The 21,279-nt window shown below is 64.5% G+C and carries 18 protein-coding genes; 9 read left to right on the top strand and 9 right to left on the bottom strand.

The features are described from left to right. Positions 1-159 precede the first annotated feature (159 nt). On the top strand, positions 160-1,344 hold the full coding sequence (cfaB, locus tag POF53_RS12470; protein WP_110736169.1) for a C17 cyclopropane fatty acid synthase CfaB: 1,185 nt from the start codon (positions 160-162) through the stop codon (positions 1,342-1,344). Positions 1,345-1,379: 35 nt separating this feature from the next. Here cfaB and cls read toward each other — a convergent pair whose 3' ends face one another. Then, positions 1,380-2,819, bottom strand: coding sequence for a cardiolipin synthase (gene cls, locus POF53_RS12475; protein WP_498967919.1), 1,440 nt, complete (start codon positions 2,817-2,819; stop codon positions 1,380-1,382). A 129-nt stretch (positions 2,820-2,948) separates the two neighbouring features. On the opposite strand from cls, the gene POF53_RS12480 reads away from it, so the two are divergent. Continuing rightward, positions 2,949-3,476 (top strand): DUF3617 domain-containing protein, encoded by a 528-nt coding sequence (locus POF53_RS12480; protein ID WP_050707585.1) that lies wholly within the window; start codon positions 2,949-2,951, stop codon positions 3,474-3,476. A 4-nt stretch (positions 3,477-3,480) separates the two neighbouring features. Here POF53_RS12480 and folE2 read toward each other — a convergent pair whose 3' ends face one another. Beyond that, positions 3,481-4,362, bottom strand: a complete 882-nt coding sequence (folE2, locus tag POF53_RS12485; protein ID WP_498967921.1) for a GTP cyclohydrolase FolE2 — start codon at positions 4,360-4,362, stop codon at positions 3,481-3,483. Positions 4,363-4,386: 24 nt separating this feature from the next. Continuing rightward, the gene (locus tag POF53_RS12490) at positions 4,387-4,764 is read right to left on the bottom strand and encodes a glutamine synthetase (protein WP_203649300.1); all 378 of its coding nucleotides are present in this window, start codon (positions 4,762-4,764) and stop codon (positions 4,387-4,389) included. A gap of 110 nt (positions 4,765-4,874) precedes the next feature. On the opposite strand from POF53_RS12490, the gene zigA reads away from it, so the two are divergent. Genes zigA through POF53_RS12505 form a run of 3 tightly spaced genes read left to right on the top strand, consistent with a single transcriptional unit; the run spans position 4,875 to position 7,724 of the window. Next, a complete protein-coding gene (gene zigA / locus POF53_RS12495; RefSeq protein ID WP_498967923.1) occupies positions 4,875-6,083 on the top strand; it encodes a zinc metallochaperone GTPase ZigA in 1,209 nt (402 codons plus the stop codon). Then, the gene (locus tag POF53_RS12500) at positions 6,080-6,697 is read left to right on the top strand and encodes a DUF1826 domain-containing protein (RefSeq protein WP_203649304.1); all 618 of its coding nucleotides are present in this window, start codon (positions 6,080-6,082) and stop codon (positions 6,695-6,697) included. The genes zigA and POF53_RS12500 overlap by 4 nt, the downstream gene beginning before the upstream one ends. Positions 6,698-6,749: 52 nt before the next feature. Beyond that, the gene (locus POF53_RS12505) at positions 6,750-7,724 is read left to right on the top strand and encodes a CobW family GTP-binding protein (RefSeq protein WP_498967926.1); all 975 of its coding nucleotides are present in this window, start codon (positions 6,750-6,752) and stop codon (positions 7,722-7,724) included. Here the strand turns inward: POF53_RS12505 and POF53_RS12510 are convergent, their stop codons facing one another. Further along, positions 7,725-8,117 (bottom strand): DUF3301 domain-containing protein, encoded by a 393-nt coding sequence (locus tag POF53_RS12510; protein WP_498967928.1) that lies wholly within the window; start codon positions 8,115-8,117, stop codon positions 7,725-7,727. 120 nt (positions 8,118-8,237) lie between these two features. Between POF53_RS12510 and pdxY the strand changes: the two genes are divergently transcribed. Next, positions 8,238-9,110 carry a pyridoxal kinase PdxY gene (gene pdxY, locus POF53_RS12515; protein ID WP_498967930.1) on the top strand — a complete coding sequence of 291 codons (873 nt, stop codon included), beginning with the start codon at positions 8,238-8,240 and terminating at the stop codon, positions 9,108-9,110. Here pdxY and POF53_RS12520 read toward each other — a convergent pair. Then, the gene (locus POF53_RS12520) at positions 9,107-9,592 is read right to left on the bottom strand and encodes an acyl-CoA thioesterase (RefSeq protein WP_050707577.1); all 486 of its coding nucleotides are present in this window, start codon (positions 9,590-9,592) and stop codon (positions 9,107-9,109) included. The genes pdxY and POF53_RS12520 overlap by 4 nt on opposite strands. Positions 9,593-9,918: 326 nt before the next feature. On the opposite strand from POF53_RS12520, the gene POF53_RS12525 reads away from it, so the two are divergent. Next, on the top strand, positions 9,919-11,679 hold the full coding sequence (locus POF53_RS12525) for a cation:proton antiporter (protein ID WP_203649317.1): 1,761 nt from the start codon (positions 9,919-9,921) through the stop codon (positions 11,677-11,679). A gap of 143 nt (positions 11,680-11,822) precedes the next feature. On the opposite strand, the gene POF53_RS12530 is transcribed toward POF53_RS12525, so the two are convergent. The 3 genes from POF53_RS12530 to uvrD form a co-directional block, all read right to left on the bottom strand. Further along, positions 11,823-12,230 (bottom strand): SMI1/KNR4 family protein, encoded by a 408-nt coding sequence (locus POF53_RS12530; protein WP_028689999.1) that lies wholly within the window; start codon positions 12,228-12,230, stop codon positions 11,823-11,825. 113 nt (positions 12,231-12,343) lie between these two features. After that, a complete protein-coding gene (locus POF53_RS12535; protein WP_062360080.1) occupies positions 12,344-13,192 on the bottom strand; it encodes a Tim44 domain-containing protein in 849 nt (282 codons plus the stop codon). A gap of 270 nt (positions 13,193-13,462) precedes the next feature. After that, positions 13,463-15,646, bottom strand: a complete 2,184-nt coding sequence (gene uvrD, locus POF53_RS12540; protein WP_498967933.1) for a DNA helicase II — start codon at positions 15,644-15,646, stop codon at positions 13,463-13,465. Positions 15,647-15,885: 239 nt separating this feature from the next. Here uvrD and POF53_RS12545 point away from each other — a divergent pair, with 239 nt between their 5' ends. Then, positions 15,886-18,762 (top strand): EAL domain-containing protein, encoded by a 2,877-nt coding sequence (locus POF53_RS12545; protein ID WP_232855419.1) that lies wholly within the window; start codon positions 15,886-15,888, stop codon positions 18,760-18,762. An 89-nt stretch (positions 18,763-18,851) separates the two neighbouring features. On the opposite strand, the gene zwf is transcribed toward POF53_RS12545, so the two are convergent. Beyond that, positions 18,852-20,294 carry a glucose-6-phosphate dehydrogenase gene (gene zwf / locus POF53_RS12550; protein ID WP_203649326.1) on the bottom strand — a complete coding sequence of 481 codons (1,443 nt, stop codon included), beginning with the start codon at positions 20,292-20,294 and terminating at the stop codon, positions 18,852-18,854. A gap of 103 nt (positions 20,295-20,397) precedes the next feature. Here zwf and hexR point away from each other — a divergent pair, with 103 nt between their 5' ends. After that, a complete protein-coding gene (hexR, locus tag POF53_RS12555; protein ID WP_023630201.1) occupies positions 20,398-21,264 on the top strand; it encodes a transcriptional regulator HexR in 867 nt (288 codons plus the stop codon). The last annotated feature ends 15 nt before the right edge of the window (positions 21,265-21,279 follow it).

Here is a 21,279-nt window from a genome sequence, read left to right on the forward strand (position 1 = left end):
ATATGCAAATTGTATACAATCTGTTGTGCGGCCCGGACCAGATAGTTCTAGACTATGGTCGCGATTAACGGAAACTTCGCACGAATGAACTACCCTGATCCGGTGACGTCCGACACCTTGAGGCCTGACGTCCCGTATCAATGAAAGGGAGGGTCATGAATGCTTGCGCAACTTCCACCCGCATTGCAGAGCCTGCACTTACCTTTGCGCGTCAAGTTGTGGGACGGCAACCAGTTCGATCTGGGGCCGAGCCCGCAGGTCACCATCCTGGTCAAGGAGCCCCAGCTGATCGCCCAGCTCACCCACCCGAACCTGGAAGAGCTTGGCTCTGCCTTCGTCGAGGGCAAGCTGGAGCTGGAAGGCGATATCGGCGAAGTGATTCGGGTCTGCGACGAGCTCAGCGAAGCCTTGCTCAAGGATGAAGACGAGTTCTTGCCGGAGCGCACGTCCCATGACAAGCGCACCGATGCCGAAGCCATTTCCTACCATTACGACCTGTCCAACGATTTCTACCAACTGTGGCTCGACCCGGACATGGTCTACTCCTGCGCCTACTTCAAGGAGCCGGATAACACCCTGGCCCAGGCCCAGCAGGACAAGTTCGACCACCTGTGCCGCAAGCTGCGCCTGCAGGCCGGCGACTACCTGCTGGATGTCGGTTGCGGTTGGGGCGGGCTGGCGCGATTCGCCGCCCGCGAGTACGGCGCCAAGGTGTTTGGCATCACCCTGAGCAAGGAGCAGCTGAAGCTCGGTCGCCAACGGGTCAAGGAGGAGGGCCTGGCCGACAAGGTCGACCTGCGGATCCTCGACTACCGCGACCTGCCTCAGGATGGTCGCTTCGACAAGGCGGTCAGCGTCGGCATGTTCGAACACGTCGGGCATGCCAACCTCGAGCTGTATTGCCAGCGGCTGTTCGGCGCGGTGCGTGAAGGTGGCCTGGTGATGAACCATGGCATCACCGCCAAGCACGTCGATGGTCGTCCGGTTGGCCGTGGCGCGGGGGACTTCATCGACCGTTATGTGTTCCCCCACGGCGAGCTGCCGCATATCTCGATGATCACGGCGCGGATCTGCGAGGCGGGCCTGGAGGTGGTCGATATCGAGAGCCTGCGCCTGCATTACGCCAAGACCCTCAACCACTGGAGCGAGAACCTGGAGAACCAGCTGCACCGCGCCGCCGCGCTGGTGCCGGAGAAGACCTTGCGTATCTGGCGCCTGTACCTGGCCGGTTGCGCCTACGCCTTCACCAAGGGCTGGATCAACCTGCACCAGATTCTCGCGGTGAAGCCCTACGCCGACGGCCACCACGACCTGCCGTGGACCCGTGAGGACCTCTATCGCTGATCGGCTAGCCCGGCGTGCCGACAAGGCTCGCCGGGCTACAGGATCGGTGAAATCAGCCGTGCGATACGCATCCCCAGCTGTTGCAGGCGGTGGGTGTCGCGGCTGTCCTCCGCGGTGATCTCCCGGGCCTGCGCGAAGTCATTCTCCAGCATCCGTTCGACCTGGTCGGCGAAAGCGCGGTCCACGGTGAGCAGGGTGATCTCGAAGTTCAGCCGGAACGAGCGGTTGTCGAGGTTGGCGCTGCCGATGGCGCTGACCTCATCGTCAACCAGCACCACCTTCTGGTGCAGGAAGCCCGGCAGGTAGCGGAACATGCGCACCCCGGCGCGCACCGCCTCGAAGGCGAACAGGCTGGAGGCGGCGTAGACGATGCGGTGGTCGGGGCGCGAGGGAATCAGGATGCGTACGTCGACACCCCGCAGCACTGCCAGGCGCAGGGCGGCGAAGATGGCTTCGTCGGGGATGAAATAGGGACTGGTGATCCAGACCCGTCGGGTGGCCGAGTGAATCGCCTCGAGGAAGAACAGCGCACAGGTTTCCTGTGGATCGGCCGGGCCGCTGGCCAAGGCCTGGCACAGCACGCCGTTCTCCGGGTAGACGTCGGGCAGGATCAGCGGCGGCAGCTGGCGCGTGGCCCAGTACCAATCCTCGGCGAAGGACTCCTGCAGGCAGGCCAGCACCGGACCGCCGATCTGCACATGGGTGTCGCGCCAGGGTGACAGCTTGGGGTGCGCCCCGAGGTACTCGTCCCCTACGTTATGGCCGCCGAGAAACCCGAGCAGGCCATCGACCACGACGATCTTGCGATGGTTGCGAAAGTTGACCTGGAAGCGGTTGAACCAGCCGCGCCGGGTGGCGAACGCTTCGATCTGTACGCCGCCGTCGCGCAGCACCTGGCTGTAGCTGGCTGGCAGGGCATGGCTGCCGACGCGGTCGTACAGCACGAACACCCGCACCCCCTCGGCGGCCTTGCGCAGCAGCAGTTGCTGCAACTCCCGGCCGAGGGCGTCGTCATGGATGATGAAGAACTGCACCAGCACGGTGTCGCGCGCGGTGCGGATGGCCGAGAAGATCGCCTCGAAGGTGGCGGCGCCATCGATCAGCAGCTTCACCTCGTTGTTGGCCAGGCACGGCATGCGCCCCAGCTTGGGCATGGCGCGCAGGGCGGCGTAGCTGTCGGACTCGCGGGCGGTCAACGCTTCCTCCACCCAGGGCCGCCAGTTCAGGTTGGCCATGGCCACGTGCATTTCCTGGTTGGCCTGGCGCCGCGCCTGGATATAGGCGTAGAAGGAACGGGCGCCGAACACCAGGTAGGGGATGAGGGTGAGGTAGGGGATGAACAGCAGTGACATGGCCCAGGCGATCGCACCCTGGGCGGTGCGCACGGTGAACACCGCATGCAGCGCGGCGATGAGGCCGAGCAGATGAATCAGGCCGAGCAAGTAACCGAAGAAGTAGGGGCTGTGGAAATCCATACGCATCCTGCTTGCCGAGAGCACTGCTGCTAACAGACCACGTTCGAGGGTATGCCTGCAACCCACAGGCGATTTTGACGTCTAACGGCTCAGTCCGGCCGGAGCCGGTATTTCGAGGAGCTTTCATCCATGAAGATTCGTCTGCCACTGCTCGCCCTGGTACTGGGGCTGGGCAGCCCGCTGGTTCATGCGCAGATGCTGCAACCCGGCCTGTGGGAACTGACCACCAGCAACATGCAGGTCGATGGCAAGCCGTTGCCGGACATGGAGTTCATGCTCGGTCAGTTGAAGAACCTGCCGCCCGAGCAACGGGCGATGATGGAGGGTGCCCTGGCCAAGCAGGGCATCACGGTGGGGGGCAAGGGGGTGCGTTCGTGCCTGACTGCGGAGCAGGTCAAGACCAATGACATTCCGCTGCAGGATCCGCAGTCGGGGTGCACGCAGAAGATCACCGAGCGCAATGGCAATGTCTGGAAATTCCAGTTCAGTTGCCCCAAGGCCCAGGGCAACGGCCAGGCCACCTTCCTCAGCGACCGGGAGTTCCTGACCAAGGTCAACGGCACCTTCAATGCCTCCGGGGTCCAGCAGCAGGGCAGCATGGACACCCGGGCGGTGTGGCTTGGGAATGACTGTGGAACCGTCAAGCCGCGTACCTGATCTGTCACCAGCGATAACGACTGACCGCCACCGCGTCGTGGGCATGCAGGCTCTCTGCATGTTCCACGCGCACGCTGAAGCCGCTCACGCCCGCTAGCGTTCGCAAGGCCGCATGCAGGCGGCGGGCGGCATCCTCGCAGAACATCAGGTTCTGTCCGTTGGCCAGGGCAAAGGCCTGCTCGTCGGCGCGCTTCACTGCCGTCTGTACGGCCGTGCCCAAGGCTGCCTCCGCTGTCTCGATCAACTCAGTCAGTCTGAACGCGTCGCCGTCCAGGCGGACCTGCAGCTTGGCCAGGCTCCTCTGGCTGTGGGGTGTTGCAACGATGCCGTCGCTGCTGCCAAGCCATTGGCGAACACGTTCCCGCTCCAGCGACTGATCAGCGAAGTCCCGGTCGAACTGTGCCTGGATCAGTTGCCTGGCCAGCGCCGCCGAGCAGGGGCAGGTCGAGGAGTAGGGAATGTGCACCGATAGTTCCACGTGGAACATTTCATCTTTCAGCTGGGCTTCGATGCTCACCGGGTAGCGTTTCCAGCCTGCCAGCGGGCTGACCAGCGCCGGGCGCTTGAGCAGGTGATCGAACGCCAGACGCAGGTAGGCGGTGTTCGAAAGGCCCTCGTGGCTGGCGAGAAAGTGCTCGAGCGTCCGGCGAATCAGCCGTGGGCTCAAGGCTTGCTGTTCCAGCGCTTCCAGCGCCAGGTACAACCGTGACATGTGGATGCCCCGGGCTGAGCCGTCATCCAGGCTCACGCCGGCATCGGCGTGGGCGCCGAGGCTGCGTCCGTCGACCAGCAGCGGCAGGGCGATACCGCACATGCCGACCCAGTCCAGCGGCAGTGCCTGCTGGCTGCTCTGTGCGGCGATGTCGGGAAGGGCAAGGCTAGACATGGAAGAATCCTGAAGTGATGGCAGTCAGCGGCAACCGCCGACAAGGCTGCAGTGCAGGTTGAAGCGTTGACCGCTGGAGCTGGAGACACGGTTGAGGGTGGTCCAGCCGATGCGACGGCTGTAGCCCACCCAGGCTTCACCGTCGCTGGCCAGCCCGGTGAAGAAGGTCAGCGTGCCGTAGCGGCTGTTGGTCTGAGCCCACAGGCGCTTGCCTGCTACTTCGTAGCCTCGCAGGTAAAAGGTGCTGCCTTCGGTACGCACGCTGTAGTAGTTGCCCTGGCCATCCTGGCAGGCGAGCAAGGTCGCGCTGCGGGTGCACAGAGCGAGGTCGGTGTGAGGCATGGCGAAGAGCTGCGTGGGTGTTGCGAGCAGCAGCAAGGCAGCGAGGCCGGATGATTTCATGACGCTCTCCAGACAACCGTTCGGTCGACACGGCTTGGCGAAATTGTATTGTTATAATATAACATTATGCAATGCATCGATTCGAATGCGCCTGCCCGATGAGGTTAGTCATGCCCAACCGTCTCCCTGTCACCGTGCTGTCCGGCTTCCTCGGCGCCGGCAAGAGCACGCTGCTCAACCATGTCCTGCGCAACCGCGACAACCTGCGCGTCGCCGTGATCGTCAACGACATGAGTGAAATCAACATTGATGCCAGCGAGGTCCAGCGCAACGTCAGCCTGAACCGGGCGGAAGAAAAACTGGTGGAGATGAGCAACGGCTGCATCTGCTGCACCTTGCGCGAGGACCTGCTGGAAGAGGTGGCGCGGTTGGCGAGTGAGGGCCGCTTCGATTACCTGCTGATCGAGTCGACCGGAATATCCGAGCCGCTGCCGGTTGCCGAGACTTTCACCTTTCGCGACGAACAGGGGCGCAGCCTCTCCGACATGGCGCGCCTGGACACCATGGTCACCGTGGTCGACGGGCTGAACTTCCTGCGTGACTACCAGGCCGCCGAGAGTCTCGCCAGCCGTGGCGAGACCTTGGGTGAGCAGGACGAGCGCTCGATCAGTGACCTGTTGATCGAGCAGGTCGAATTCGCCGACGTGCTGTTGCTGAGCAAGATCGACCTGATCAGCCAGTCTGCCCGCGAGGAGCTGGTGGCCATCCTGCGCAGCCTCAATGCCCGGGCGCAGATCGTGCCGATGGTGATGGGCCAGGTGGCGCTGTCGCGCATCCTCGATACCGGCCTGTTCGATTTCGACCAGGCAGCCCAGGCTCCGGGGTGGCTGCGCGAACTGCGGGGCGAGCATGTACCCGAAACCGAGGAATACGGCATCGCCGCCAGCACCTGGCAGGCTCGTCGGCCGTTTCACCCGCAGCGCTTCTTCGATTTTATCCACACGCCCTGGAGCAACGGCCGGTTGCTGCGTTCCAAGGGCTTCTTCTGGCTGGCCAGCAAGTATCAGGAGGCCGGGAGCTGGTCCCAGGCCGGTGGCATGATGCGTCACGGCCTGGCGGGGCGCTGGTGGCGCTTCGTGCCACGCGAGCAATGGCCGCAGGACGAAGAGAACACCGCGGCGATCCTCAAGCAGTGGTCGGTGGAAAGCGGCGATTGCCGCCAGGAACTGGTGTTCATCGGGCAGAACATCGACTTCCAGCGGTTATCCACAGAGTTGGAGGCCTGCCTGCTCACGGACGAGGAGATGGAAACTGGACCGATGGCCTGGCTGCGGCTACCCGATCCTTTCGGTGCCTGGCACGAGGACGCGGTGGCATGACTGTGGATATCCGCCAGGTGTTCGGTGAATCGCCCCAGGTGATGACCGACATTCTTCAGGACGGCGTCAACCTGGCGGTCTGGCAGCGCCGCCTGCCGGCCCAGGTGGAGGACTTCGCCAACCTGGTGCTCAGCCTTGGCCAATCCCTGGCCGATGAGCGGGTGATCGAGGTGGATGAACGCCACCCGCCGGCCTTGCCCGGTTTGCTCAGGGAGGCCGCTGATCTGCACGGCTATGACGGTTTCGTCGCGGATGTGGCCTGGCTGGTGGCCGCCTATACCTGCCTGCTGGGAGCCCGTCGTCTCGGTGTACGCGTGCGGGTACTGGACGGGGCGATGTGTCCGCGCATGCATGTGGACCATGTGCCGGTGCGCCTGCTCAGCACCTATGCCGGCGCGGGCAGCGAATGGCTGGCGGAGGGAGCGATCGATCGCGCGCGCTTGCAGCAGTCGTTACCACCTGTGGATAACGTTCGGCGCCTGACGGCGGGAGAGGTGGCCCTGCTCAAGGGCGAGAAGTGGCTGGGCAACGAGGGCGCGGGATTGGTGCACCGATCACCGCTGACGCCTGCCGGGGAGCGCCGATTGTTGCTGAGCCTGGACTGGTTGGCATGAATCGCGGGGCCCGGCGGTATAGACTGCCATCAATCCCCCCCGATACCGAGCCATGCTGCAGGACATTCCCACCTATGTGATCGCCGGCCCCCTCGGCGCCGGCAAGACCAGCCTGATCCGCCACCTGCTGGAGCAGCGTCCAGCCGGCGAGCGCTGGGCCGTGCTGGTCAACGAGTTCGGCCAGGTCGGCCTCGATGCCGCCTTGCTCAGCCGCGACGAGGTGGGCATCGCCATCGGTGAAGTGGCGGGAGGCTGCTTGTGCTGCGTCAATGGCGCGCCGTTCCAGGTGGGGCTTGGCCGTTTGCTGCGCAAGGCGCGCCCGGACCGTCTGTTCATCGAACCGTCCGGCCTTGGTCACCCGCTCGAGTTGCTGGAGCAACTGGGACGCCCACCCTGGACTGGCGTACTGTCGGTCCAGCCACTGCTGATGGTGCTGGATGCCGCAGCCCTGTCCCGGGGCGGCGTCCTGCCTGAGGCTCAGCACCAGGCACTGGCGAAGGCGGGGATGCTGGTGTTCAACAAGGCGAGCGTTGTGGATGAAGCCGAACGCTTGTTGATAACTGCATCACTACCCGCAATACCGTCATGCTGGACGGATCACGGGGTACTGCCGCTTGCTGTATTGCCTGTTTCAACCCCCGTAGCAGTAGGCACTCTCGACCTTGGCAGCCTGCCTGTGGATAACGGTGCAGTGCCGTTGCCCACCCTGTGGACCGATCCACGACAGCCGATCTGCCAGTTTCAGCAGGGGGAGGGAGGTTGGAGCGTCGGCTGGCGCTGGCATCCCGACCAATGCCTCGACAATGCGGTGCTGCGCGGTGTTCTCGAGCAATGGGTGTGGCGCCGGGCGAAGGGTGTTATCCACAGCACGGAAGGCTGGCAGTCGTTCAACGGCCTGGAAGGCGGGACGCTGGAGTGGCGTTCCAGCGAATGGCGCAAGGACTCGCGTATCGAGCTGATCTTCGATCGACCGCAACCCTTGCAGGCCCTGCAAGCGGCCATCGGCGGCTGCCAGCTGATCCGTTGATCAATTGCGCCAGCGGTTATGTTCCTGGCGCCACTGCTGCATCTCGATGACGTTGTTGGTACGCGGCGGGGTCTTGATCTCGAACGGATAGGGCGCGAGTTCAATCTGCATGGTGTGGGCGCCGAACTGGGTGACGGTGCCGGGGTGGCGTTGTTCACCGGTGACGGTGAACTCGAAGTTGTAGATGCGCGCCAGGCGCTTCCTGCCATTGGCGTCACGCACGAAGGCGATGCGTTTGAGCGCCACGGCGTCGTCGAGCAGTTCCAGGTCGAGCTTGGCGCAATGCTGCTTGACCCGTGCCAGGGCCTTTTCGCGCAGCCCGTGGTTGTGCCACAGCCAGGCGCCTGCGGTCGCCACCAGCATCAGGACGAAGAGGTTTTCCAGGGTCAGCATTTGCGTAAGCTCCAGACAGGTCGATCCAGCTTAACTGCGTCTCTGGCCTGTCGTACAGATGGCAATCGGGTTCATACTGCGGGCCGCACACTTATTCACACAGTTTCGGAATCGTCCCGCATGAAACGTACGCCGCACCTGCTCGCCATTCAGTCCCACGTGGTCTTTGGACACGCCGGAAACAGCGCCGCGGTGTTTCCCATGCAGCGGGTTGGGGTCAACGTCTGGCCGCTCAACACCGTACAGTTCTCCAACCATACTCAGTATGGACAGTGGGCTGGGGAAGTGCTTGCCCCAGCGCAAATTCCCGCGTTGGTGGAAGGCATTTCCAATATCGGTGAGCTGGGCCACTGCGATGCGGTGTTGTCGGGCTACCTGGGCAGTGCCGAGCAGGGGCGGGCGATCCTGGCCGGCGTCGAGCGGATCAAGGCGGTCAATCCCAAGGCCTTGTACCTGTGCGACCCGGTCATGGGGCATGCCGAGAAGGGCTGCATCGTACCGGCAGAGGTCAGCGAGTTCCTGCTCGAGGAGGCCGTCGCCAAGGCCGATATCCTGTGCCCGAACCAGCTCGAGCTGGATAGCTTCTGTGGCCGTCGCGCGCAGTCCCTGGACGATTGCGTGAGCATGGCGCGCGGGTTGCTGGAGCGCGGGCCGCAGGTGGTGCTGGTCAAGCACCTGAATTATCCACAGCGGGCGGACGACACCTTCGAGATGCTGCTGGTGACCCGTGATGCCAGCTGGCACCTGCGCCGGCCCTTGCTGGCCTTCCCACGCCAGCCGGTGGGCGTGGGCGACCTGACCTCCGGGCTGTTCCTCGCCCGCGTGCTGCTGGGTGACGACTGGTTGCAGGCTTTCGAATTCACCGCCGCCGCGGTACATGAGGTGCTGCTGGAAACCCAGGCCTGTACCAGCTATGAACTGCAGCTGGTGCGGGCCCAGGATCGCATCGCCCATCCACGGGTGCGCTTCGAGGCGCAGCGCCTGATGTACTAGATCGAATCAGCCTTGAGGTTCTGGTAACGCTGTTCCAGCTCCTGGCGGATCTGGCGGCGTTGCTGGCCTTGCAGGAAGCGGCGCTTCTCCTCGCTGCTCTGCGGCTGGCGCGGCGGCACCTTCACCGGGCGACGGTCGTCGTCCACCGCGACCATGGTGAAGAAGCAGCTGTTGGAGTGGCGTACCGAGCGCTCGCGGATGTTCTCGGTGACCACCTTGATGCCCACCTCCATCGAGGTGTTGCCGGTGTAGTTGACCGAGGCGAGGAAGGTCACCAGCTCGCCGACATGCACCGGTTCGCGGAAAATCACCTGGTCCACCGACAGGGTCACCACATAAGTGCCGGCATAGCGGCTGGCGCAGGCATAGGCGACTTCGTCGAGGTACTTGAGCAGGGTGCCGCCGTGTACGTTGCCAGAGAAATTGGCCATGTCCGGTGTCATCAGGACGGTCATGGTCAGCTGGGCGTTTCCAGGTTCCATAGAGAGCTCACGGTGAATTTGCACGGATTCGGGGCGGGTATCTGCAGACACTTCTGTTTCCCCTCGTTGAGGTTTCCCATCCTGGTACGGGACGTCGGCTGACGCTCCATCGTCACGCCAATCTTGCCATCGGCGGTGTCGAATCGGCCGATCTGTTTCTGCATATTGCATCGGCAATTTGTGGCAAGGCGCGATGTTAACCTGACGACGCCCATGCAACGTGGGCTTTTGCGTCTATCACAAGAGTATGTGCCTGCTCCGCGCCGAAGGATCGTCCGGCAGAGGAGCGGTTCGCCCCGAGCACTGAAAACAAGGAGTATCACGCCATGCATGCCATCAGCTTCATCCAGGACCTGGCGGTGATCATGCTGGTTGCCGGGGTGGTCACCATCCTCTTTCATCGCCTCAAGCAGCCGGTGGTGCTGGGTTATATCGTCGCTGGTTTCATCATCGGCCCGCATACGCCGCCGTTCGGCCTGATCCACGACGAAGACACCATCAAGACCCTGGCCGAGCTGGGGGTGATCTTCCTGATGTTCTGCCTGGGCCTGGAGTTCAGCCTGCGCAAGCTGTTCAAGGTCGGCGCCACGGCCTTCATCGCGGCCTTCCTGGAAATCGTGCTGATGATCTGGATCGGTTTCGAGATCGGTCGCTGGTTCGGCTGGAACACCATGGATTCGCTGTTCCTCGGGGCGATCCTGGCGATCTCCTCGACCACCATCATCGTCAAGGCGCTCAACGACCTGAAGATGAAGAACGAGCGTTTCGCCCAGCTGATCTTCGGCGTGTTGATCGTCGAGGACATCCTCGGCATCGGTATCATCGCACTGCTGTCGGGCATCGCCGTCAGTGGCTCGGTGAGCTCCGGCGAAGTGTTCTCCACCGTGGGCAAGCTGTCGCTGTTCATGATCGTCGCGCTGGTCATCGGCATCCTGCTGGTGCCGCGGCTGCTGGCCTACGTGGCGAAATTCGAAAGCAACGAGATGCTGCTGATCACCGTGCTGGGCCTGTGTTTCGGCTTCTGCCTGCTGGTGGTCAAGCTCGAGTACAGCATGGTGCTCGGCGCCTTCCTGATCGGTGCGATCATGGCCGAGTCGCGCCAGCTGCTGAAGATCGAGCGCCTGATCGAGCCGGTTCGCGACCTGTTCAGCGCCATCTTCTTCGTCGCCATCGGCTTGATGATCGACCCGTCGATCCTGGTCGAGTACGCCTGGCCGATCGTGGTCATCACCCTGGCGGTGGTACTGGGCAAGATGCTCTCCTGCGGCTTGGGCGCGTTCATCGCCGGCAACGACGGGCGCACCTCGTTGCGCGTGGGGATGGGGCTTTCGCAGATCGGCGAGTTCTCCTTCATCATCGCCGCCCTGGGGGTGACCCTGCAGGTCACCAGTGACTTTCTCTATCCGGTCGCAGTGGCGGTGTCGGCCATCACCACCTTGCTGACACCGTACCTGATCCGTGCCGCCGATCCGTTGTCGATCAGGCTGGGCAAGGTGGTGCCGAGCCGCGTGGCACGGGTGCTGTCGTTGTACGGCGAGTGGTTGCGCAGCATCCAGCCGCAGGGCGAGGGGGCCATGCTGGCGGCGATGATCCGACGCATTCTGCTGCAAGTCGGGGTCAACCTGGCGCTGGTGATCGCGATCTTCTTCAGTGGCGGCTACTTCGCCGGGCGCATCGGCAGCTGGTTGAGCGAGTGGGTGGCGGACGCCGGCCAGCAGAAGGCGATGATCTGGGGCGCGGCATTGCTGTTGTCGCTGCCGTTCCTGATCGCGGCGTATCGCAAGCTCAAGGCGTTGTCGATGCTGCTGGCGGAGATGGGCGTCAAGCCCGAGATGGCCGGGCGGCATACCCAGCGGGTACGGCGGGTGATCGCCGAGGTGATTCCGCTGCTGTCACTGCTGGTGATCTTCCTGCTGCTGTCGGCCTTGTCGGCAAGCATCCTGCCGACCAGCGAACTGCTGCTGGTCATCGTGGTGGTGGCGGCGGTGGTGGTGGCGCTGCTGTGGCGCTGGTTGATCCGGGTGCATACGCGGATGCAGGTGGCGTTGCTGGAGACGCTGGAGAACAGCCGCGATCATTCGCACTGAGCGGGCGGTTAACGCTTTCTGCGCAAGATTTCACCGTCGTCCGAGGGGATGGAGCGGTAGCAGTGTCGCCAGGCGCAGAGAGCCTGGCGATTCTACGAGTGATTGGTAGCTATAAGCCATCACTTTATGCGGGTATTTCTCATTCAGCTTTCCAGCCAGACATCCCGTGCCCAGTGCCAGACCGATTCCCAGCTTTCCTCGGTGACGATTTCTTCTTCGCCGGACCACAGCACCACGGTGCCGTCCTCTTCGACGCAGTAGTAGTCGTCTCCGTCCTGGCAGATGGGAATGAGATCGCGGGGCACACCGGCGTCCCAGGCGTTGGCCGCCACTTCCGGCAGGTAGGTGTGGGATTGCGGATCGGTCACGGTCACCGGCTCGAGGCTACCGTACACCACGTCGCTGACGGTCAGCAGGTATTCCTTGAACACGAACGGGATGTTGATGAACAGCTCTTCCTCGATCTCGACCAGCTGATCCTCGTCCGGCAGCTCCAGCGGCACCGGTACCGGCTCGTTGGCTTCACGGAGTTGTTCGATCACTTCTTCCACGGTTCACATCCTCTGACCTTATGACAACGCTGCGCGTTATACCCTAGTAGGCCGCTCTGGCAAAAGCAAAAACCCCGGGACAGGCCCGGGGTTTTTTCTGCAACGTGCGACGGTTAACCGTTTTGGCGGATACCGGCCAGCAGCCAAGGCTGGTTTTCGCCATGGGCGCGAACCATGTGCCAGCTTTCGCTGAAGGCTTCGCCCTGGTCGAAGCGCGAGGTCTTCGACACGCCACGGAAGGTCAGGGTGGCGTCGGTCTGGTCGGCGCGCTCGTCGACGCCGTCGAGTTGCACATCGAGGTCGTCGATGTAGGTGGACTGGAAGCCTTCACCCTGCTCGGCGCGCTCGCGCTTGAGGAACTCGAGCATCTGCGGGGTGACGAACTCGGCGATCTTGTCCATCTCGTTGGCGTCCCAGTGCTGCTGCAGCGACTGGAAGTGCGAACGGGCGGCGGACAGGAAGCTGGCTTCGTTGAACCAGGCCGGGGCGTTGATCACAGGCGAGGCGACCGGTGCGGCGGAGCCGCCGAAGATCGACTGCGGTGCGGCCTGCGGCTGTGCTTCGCGCTGGTACGGGGCGTGGCCGGCGGCAGCGTGTTGCGGCTGCTGCTGGCGACGGCGCGCGGCGATGAAGCGGAAGACCAGGAAGGCGATCAGGCCCATGATCAGGAAATCGAGGATCTGCATGCCGTCGAAGCCGTCGCCCATGAACATGGAGGCCAGCAGGCCACCGGCGGCGAGGCCGGCGAGTGGGCCCAGCCAGCGCGAGGCACCGCTGGCGGCAGCGGGTGCGCGGCCAGGAGCGGTCGGGGCGGCGGCAGGCGTGGTCGGGGTGGCCTGGCGGGTCTGGTGGATAGGCGCGGAGCCCGAGCTCTTGCCACCACCGAAGCGCTTGGCGTTGGCGTCGAGGCTCAGCGTCAGGCCGACGCAGAGCGCCAGAGCGATGCTAAGAAAACGTTGCATAAGATGGGGATTCCCGTTTGTGTGGATTGCACGCGCGTCATGGTGCACATGAACTGGCAGACATAGCCAGCGACAAGATGTTTCGAGCTTTTGCCTGATCGCCCGGATCTACGCGTTCACCTGTAGGAGCGGCCTTGCCGAGGCGTCGGACCGGCCGGAAAGGGCTGCGCAGCAGCCCCTGTTGCGGTGTGACGCTGAAATTGCCGGGGCCGCTTTGCGGCCCTTTCGCGGCACGAGGCCGCTCCTACAGGCGCGTGTCGTTCAGTCCAGTCAGATAGCTTCCAGCTTGGCGTAGCCCAGCATCAGCCATTTGCTGCCCTCGGAGAAGTTCACCTGCACCCGTGCCTGGGCCCCGGAGCCCTCGAAGTTGAGGATTACGCCCTCGCCGAACACCGCATGCTGCACCCGCTGGCCGAGGCTGAAGGCGGTCTGCGGGATGCTGGCGTTGGCGAACAGGCTGCTGGCCGGCGTCTTCGCGCCACCGAACGGACGGCTGACGGTTTTCGACAGGCGCACCTCCTGCACCAGTCCGGCGGGGATCTCCCGGACGAAGCGCGACACCTTGTTGTAGGTCTCGCTGCCATATAGTCGACGGGTCTCGGCGTAGGTCATGACCAGCTGGCGCATGGCCCGGGTAATCCCCACGTAGGCCAGGCGGCGCTCCTCTTCAAGACGACCGGGCTCTTCCAGGCTCATCTTGTGCGGGAACAGGCCTTCCTCCATGCCTACCAGGAACACGTACGGGAACTCCAGGCCCTTGGCACTGTGCAGGGTCATCAGCTGGATGCTGTCCTCGTGCTCGTCGGCCTGGGTGTCGCCAGCCTCCAGCGAAGCGTGGCCGAGGAACGCCGACAGCGGCGAGAGGTCGGCGTCTTCGTCACTGGTCTCGAAGTTGCGCGCCGCGCTGACCAGTTCCTCAAGGTTTTCCACCCGGGCCTGGCCTTTCTCGCCTTTTTCTTCCTGGTGATAGACGATCAGCCCGGACTGCTCGATGACCGTCTGGGTCATCAGGTGCAGCGGCATGTCCAGCACCTTGGCGGCGAGGTTCTCGAGCAGCTCGATGAACGCGCCCAGGGCGCTGGCGGCGCGGCCCTTGAGGGCCTTGGCGGCGAGCAGCTGGCACATGGCTTCCCACATCGACAACTGGCTGTGGCGGGCGTGGTCGCGGATGGCCTCAACGGTCTTTTCGCCGATGCCCCGTGGCGGTACGTTGATCACCCGCTCTAGCGCCGCGTCGTTGCCGCGACCTTCGAGCAGGCGCAGGTAGGCCATGGCGTTCTTGATCTCGGCGCGCTCGAAGAAGCGCTGGCCGCCATAGATGCGGTACGGGATGCGTTCGCGCAGCAGGGCCTCTTCCAGCACCCGCGACTGGGCGTTGGAGCGATACAGGATGGCCACTTCGTTACGCGCGTTGCCCTGCTTGATCAGGCTTTCGATGGTCTCGACCACGTAGCGCGCTTCGTCATGCTCGTTGTAGGCGGCGTAGAGCGTCAGCGGCTCGCCTTCGCCCATGTCGGTCCACAGTTCCTTGCCCAGGCGCCCGCTGTTGTTGGCGATCAGGGCGTTGGCGGCCTTGAGGATGCCGCCGGTGGAGCGGTAGTTCTGCTCCAGGCGGATCAGCTCGGCGTCCGGGAAGTCGGCGGTGTACTGGTGGATGTTCTCGATCTTGGCGCCACGCCAGCCGTAGATCGACTGGTCGTCGTCGCCCACCGCCATCAGGCTGTCGCCACCGGAGGCCAGCAGGCGCAACCAGGCGTACTGCACGGCGTTGGTGTCCTGGAACTCGTCCACCAGCAGGTGGCGGAAGCGGCGCTGGTAGTGCCTGAGCAGGTCCGGGTGGTCTCGCCACAGATCGAGGGCGCGCAGCAGCAGCTCGGAGAAGTCGATGACCCCGGCGCGGTCGCAGGCCTGCTCGTAGGCGACATAGATGTCGCGCATGGTGGCCAGGAACAGGTCGCCGCTGGCCTGGATATGGCGTGGGCGCAGGCCTTCGTCCTTCTGCCCGTTGATGAACCACTGGACCTGGCGCGCCGGCCATTTCTGCTCGTCCAGGCCCATCTCGCGGATCACCCGCTTGATCAGGCGCTGCTGGTCGTCGCTGTCGAGGATCTGGAAGTTCTGCGCCAGCCCCGCCTCCTGCCAGTGCGCCCGCAGCAGGCGGTGGGCCAGGCCGTGGAAGGTGCCGACCCACATGCCGGCCGGGTTGATGCCCAGCAGTTGCTCGATCCGCTGGCGCATTTCCGCCGCGGCCTTGTTGGTGAAGGTCACCGACAGGATCGAGTGCGGCGAGGCCTGCTCGACCTGGATCAGCCAGGCGATGCGGTGCACCAGCACGCGGGTCTTGCCCGAGCCGGCGCCGGCCAGAACCAGTTGGCGCCCCACCGAGGCCGCCACGGCCTGGCGTTGAGCGTCGTTGAGGGAGTTCAGCAGGAGGGAGAGGTCGTCATTATGCATCCGGGCATTCTATGGCCGCGCGAAGGCAGGGGCAAACGCCCCGGGTGCAAATCGCCGGGCGGACGCTCGACCGTTCATCGGTGGTCTTGCCCGGCACCCGTGGTTGAGCGGTCAGACCTGGACGCAGCAGACATTTTCGAAATCATGACGCAGAGCAGTTTGGTCCGACGCGGTGCTTGTGTATGCTCCCTGCACATTTGCGGTCAGCCATAACAAGAACACAAAAGAAACCAGCCAATATGACCCAGGATTGCGGGGCGATCGGAGCATCGCCGGAGACGACAAGGAGCGTTCGCAGGCAATTCGCCACCCAGCTGTCGATCGAGCGTACTCGCCTGCTGTACCAGGGCTCGTTGTTGCCCACCTTGTTCATGCTGCTCAACGGCCTGCTCTGCGCCTGGCTGCTGTGGAGCCCTGCGCGCTATCTGCTGGTCGGGGTGTGGCTGGCCTGGTTGCTGGCGCTGGTGGCGCTGCGGGTGATCCAGGTGGCGGCCTTCGACGCGGCGACGCCGGCGCGCCAGGCCAAGCCGACCTGGCGGCGCATGTTCCTGCTCGGCTCGGCGTTCAGCGGCCTGACCTTGGCCAGCGCGGTCATCGCCCTGGCGCCGGCGGACAACTTCGTGCAGCAGGCCTGGGTCTTCGGCCTGCTCGGCGCGGCGGCGTTGTCCGCCAGTGTCGCCTACGCGGTGAGCCTGCCGGCGTTTCTCAGCTTCGCCCTGCCGTGCCTGCTGCCGCCGATCGCGTTTCTGTTCGTCTATGACGCCGGGCACCAGCGCGGCTGGGGCTGGCTGGGGCTGATCCTGCTGGTGGCGCTGATGGTGGTGGCCTGGCAGGTCAATCGCCTGATCGAGCGCGGCCTGCTGCGCCGCTTCCAGAACCAGGCGCTGATCGAGCACCTGCAGAACGCCCAGCGCCATGGCGAGGGCCTCAACCGTCAGCTCAGCGCCGAGATCGCCCAACGACGCCGGGCCGAGGACGACCTGCGCAAGGCCCATGCCGGCCTCGAGCAGCGGGTGGCCCAACGCAGTCATGAGCTGGACCTGGCCAACCAGGCCCTGAGCAAGAGCGAGCAGCGCCTGGCCCTGGCCTTGCAGGCCAGTGAGCTCGGGCTGTGGGACTGGAACCTGGAAACCGACGAGGTCCATCACACCCAGTTGCATGCGCTGTTCGGTCTGGATCCGGAGCAAGTGCGCTCGGTGCGCGCCGACCTCAAGCCACGGCTGCATCCTGATGACCTGCCTGTGCTGCGGCGCACGCTGGTCGAGCACCTCAAGGGGCGCACCGAGGATTACCGGGTCGAGTACCGGGTACGCCACGCCCAGGGGCACTGGTGCTGGATCGAGGACCGTGGGCGGGCGGTGGAGTCCGATGACCAGGGCAAGGTCCTGCGCATGCTCGGCACCCGCCGCGACATCACCGCGCAGAAGGAGCAGGAAGAGCAGCAGCGCCTGGCCGCGACGGTGTTCGAGGCGGCCAGCGAAGGGATCGCCATTCTCGACGCGGACTTCCAGTTGCTGGCGGTGAACCAGGCCTTCTGCGATGTCACCGGCTACGGCCGGGCCGAGCTGATCGCCCGCAATGCCCTGGAACTGCCCTGCAGCCGCGATGCCCGGCGCCACAGCCAGGCTATCGACCAGGCGTTGGAGCAGCAGGGCCGCTGGCAGGGCGAGCTGGTCGAGGCGCGCAAGAACGGCGAGCTCTACCCGCAGTGGCTGCAACTGAACAGCGTGAATGACCCTCGGGGACGGATCGTCAACATCGTCGGCTTCTTCACCGACCTGTCCGCACGCCGCGAATCCGAGGAGCGCCTGCGCTACCTGGCGCATTACGACGACCTCACCGGGCTGGCCAATCGCGCGCTGTTCCGCCTGCGCCTGCACGAGGCGGCGCAGCGCATGCGCCTGAACGGCCGCAGCCTGGCGCTGCTGCATGTGGACCTGGATCGTTTCAAGCTGCTCAACGAGAGCCTGGGCCATGAACTGGCGGACCAGCTGCTCAAGAAGATGGCCCAGCGCCTGGCCAACGCGGTGCCGGAGGCCGACACCGTGGCGCGCCTGTCCGGCGACGAATTCGCCGTGCTGTTCGACGGCTACACCAACCTGTCGAGCCTGGTGCGCGTCACCACCCGGCTGCTCGACAAGCTGCGCGTACCCCAGCGCGTCGGTGGGCACGAGGTGGTGATCAGCGCCTCGGTAGGTATCAGCCTGTTGTCCGACGCCACCCAGGACCTCAATGCCCTGGTCAGCCAGGCCGACATGGCCAAGCAGCATGCCAAGCATCTGGGCGGCGACAGCTTCCAGTTCTACACCGAGAGCTTGCGCGCCAGCACCCTGGAGCGCCTGCAACTGGAGAACCAGCTGCGCAAGGCCATCGACGAGCGCCAGTTGCTGGTCTACTACCAGCCCAAGCTGTGCCTGCGCACCGGCCAGTTGCACGCGGCCGAGGCGCTTGTGCGCTGGCAGCACCCCGAGTGGGGCATGGTGCCGCCCAGTGAGTTCATCGGCCTGGCCGAAGAGACCGGGCTGATCGCGCCCATGGGTGAGTTCGTGCTGCGCCAGGCCTGCTGGCAGGCGTGCGAATGGTTGCGCCAGGGCCTGGAGGTACGCGTTTCGGTCAACCTGTCGGTGTACCAGCTGCGCCAAGGCAAGCTGGTCAGCCTGGTGCGCCAGGTCCTGCAGGAGTCAGGCCTGGCGCCGCACCTGCTGGAGTTGGAGCTGACCGAAAGCCAGTTGCTGGACAGCGTCGAGCACATCATCACCACCTTCGAACAGCTGCACGCGCTGGGGGTGAAGCTGGCCATCGACGATTTCGGCACCGGCTACTCGTCGCTGAGCTACCTCAAACGGTTCCCGGTCGACTACGTGAAGATTGACCAGGCGTTCATTCGCGGCCTGCTCGAAGGGACTCAGGACGCGGCCATCACCCGGGCGATCATCGCCATGGCCAAGAGCCTGCGACTGAAGGTAGTGGCCGAAGGGGTGGAAACCCGCGAGCAGCTTCAGTTCCTGCGCGAGCATGGCTGTGACGAGGTGCAGGGCTACCTGATCAGCCGGCCGGTGGATGCGACCTCGTTCCGCGCGCTGCTTGATCGCTCGACGGCCGACCTGTTGCGCTGAAGGTCGGCCTTTTCAAGGCGTTGATAATAGGCGCCCGGCTTGGAGTTGCCGGGGCTGCTTTGCAGCCGTTTCGCGGCACGAGGCCGCTCCTACAGGTGCCAGGCCTGGCCTTGGCGGGCCAACAGGCTGTTGGCCTGTTCCGGGCCATTGCTGCCGGCGGGGTAGGGACGTGGCGCCTGGAAGTGCTCCTCCCAGCCCTGCAGGATCGGGTCGATCCAGGCCCAGGCGGCCTCGACCTCGTCGCGGCGCATGAACAGTGTCGAGTCGCCTTCCAGCACATCCAGCAGCAGCCGCTCGTAGGCGTCCCAGCGGCGGGTCTGGGCGAAGGCCTGGGCGAGGTTCAGGTCCAGTTCGACCGGTGCCAGGCGCATGCCCTTGCCCGGGCTCTTGGTCATCATGCGCAGGCTGATGTGTTCGTCAGGCTGTAGCTGGATCAGCAACTGGTTGACCTGGCCGCCGCTGAACAGCTCGTGGGGCACCGGCTTGAACTGGATGACGATCTGCGACGAGCGCCGCGCCATGCGCTTGCCGGTGCGCAGGTAGAAGGGCACGCCGGCCCAGCGCCAGTTGTCGATGTGCGCCTGCACCGCGACGAAGGTCTCGGTGTCGCTGTCGTTGTCCACGTCCTTCTCGAAGTAGTAGGCCGGTACTTCCTGGCCGCCGATCTTGCCGGCGCCGTACTGGCCGCGCACGGTCTTGTCCTGCACGTCCTGGCCGGTGATGGGCTTGAGCGCGCGGAGGATCTTCACCTTTTCGTCGCGCACCGCCTCGGCCTCGAACTGCGCCGGCGGCTCCATGGCCACCAGGCAGAGCAATTGCAGCAGGTGGTTCTGCAGCATGTCGCGGGTGGCGCCGGCACGGTCGTAGTAGGCGCCGCGGTTTTCCACGCCAAGGGTCTCGCAGACGCTGATCTGCACATGGTCGACCTGGCCGTTGCGCCACACCGGCTCCAGCAGGGCATTGGCAAAGCGCAGCGCCATGAGGTTCTGCACGGTTTCCTTGCCCAGGTAGTGGTCGATGCGGAACACCTGCGGTTCGCTGAACACCGCACCGATGGCCTCGTTGATCGCGGTGGCCGACTCCAGCGAGTGACCGATGGGCTTCTCCAGCACGATGCGCGCCTCGCTGTCGGCAAGGCCGGCGATGCGCAGGTGGTTGGCGATGGGCACGAACAGCTTGGGCGCGGTGGCCAGATAGAAGATCCGGGTCAACCCGCCAGGTTCGCCCAGGTAGCGGGCCAGGCGACCGAAGTCGGCGCTTTGCGCGGCGTCCATGGGGAAATAGTCCAGGCGTGCGCAGAAGCGCTGCCAGACGTCCTCGTCGAAGTCCTGGCGGGCGATCTGCGCCCGGCAGTGGCGTTCGGCGAGCTTGAGGTAGTCGTTGCGCGAAAGGTTGCGCCGGGCCAGGGCAATGATTCGCACGGCGTTGTGCAGGCGGGCCTCGCGATACAGGTGGTAGAGCGCCGGGAGCAGTTTGTGCAGGGCCAGGTCGCCCGTGCCGCCGAAGACCAGGATGTCGCAAGGAATCGTCAAACCACCACTCTCCACGTTCGTTTAGCTGGGCGGGTTGGCAAGCATGTAGTATAACTACAAGAAAGCTACATCCCGGCACGCCGATCATAACCGAGTCCAGCCCGTGAATCTGTTGCAACATATCGACCAATCGCGGCACCTGCTGCGTAAATCGGAACTCAAAGTGGCCGACCATGTGCTGCTCGATCCGGCTGCCGTCATGCACAGCTCGATGGCCGACCTGGCGCACAGCGTGGGGATCAGCGAGCCAACCATCGTGCGCTTCTGCCGGGCGATAGGCTGTTCGGGCTTCCAGGACCTCAAGCTCAAGCTGGCGCAGAGCCTGGCCGCCGGCGCCAGTTTCGGCCAGTTTGCCATCCATGAAGACGACTCGGTCGCCGACTACAGCCTGAAGATCTTCGACACCACCCTGCACACGCTGATGGAAGTGCGCGAGCACCTCGACCCGCAAGCGCTGCAGCAGGCGGTGACCGCCATGGCCCAAGCCCAGCGCGTGGAGTTCTACGGCTTTGGCGCTTCCGGCGCGGTCGCGGCCGATGCCCAGCACAAGTTCTTCCGCCTGCTGCTCAGCGCCGCGGCCTATTCCGACCCGCACATGCAGGCGATGTCAGCGGTCACCCTGAAGCCGGGCGATGTGGCGGTGTGCATTTCGCAGTCGGGGCGTTCCAAGGACCTGCTGATCACCGCCAACCTGGTGCGTGAAAGCGGCGCCAACCTGATCACCCTGTGCCCGAGCCAGACGCCGCTGGCCGAATTGTCGACGGTCAACCTGGCCATCGATGTGCATGAAGACACCGAGATCTACACCCCGCTGACCTCGCGTATCGCCCACCTGGTGGTGATCGACGTGCTGGCCATGGGCGTGGCCATGGCCCGTGGGCCAAGCCTGGTCAACCACCTCAAGAGCGTGAAGCGCAGCTTGCGCAGCCTGCGTTTGTCGCCGAAGTCGATCAAGGCCACCGACGACTGAGCAATGCAGAGGTTC

Origin of the sequence: Mitsuaria sp. RG (assembly GCF_028369275.1) — a bacterium.
In the GTDB taxonomy this organism is placed as follows: Bacteria; Pseudomonadota; Gammaproteobacteria; order Pseudomonadales; family Pseudomonadaceae; genus Aquipseudomonas; species Aquipseudomonas peradeniyensis.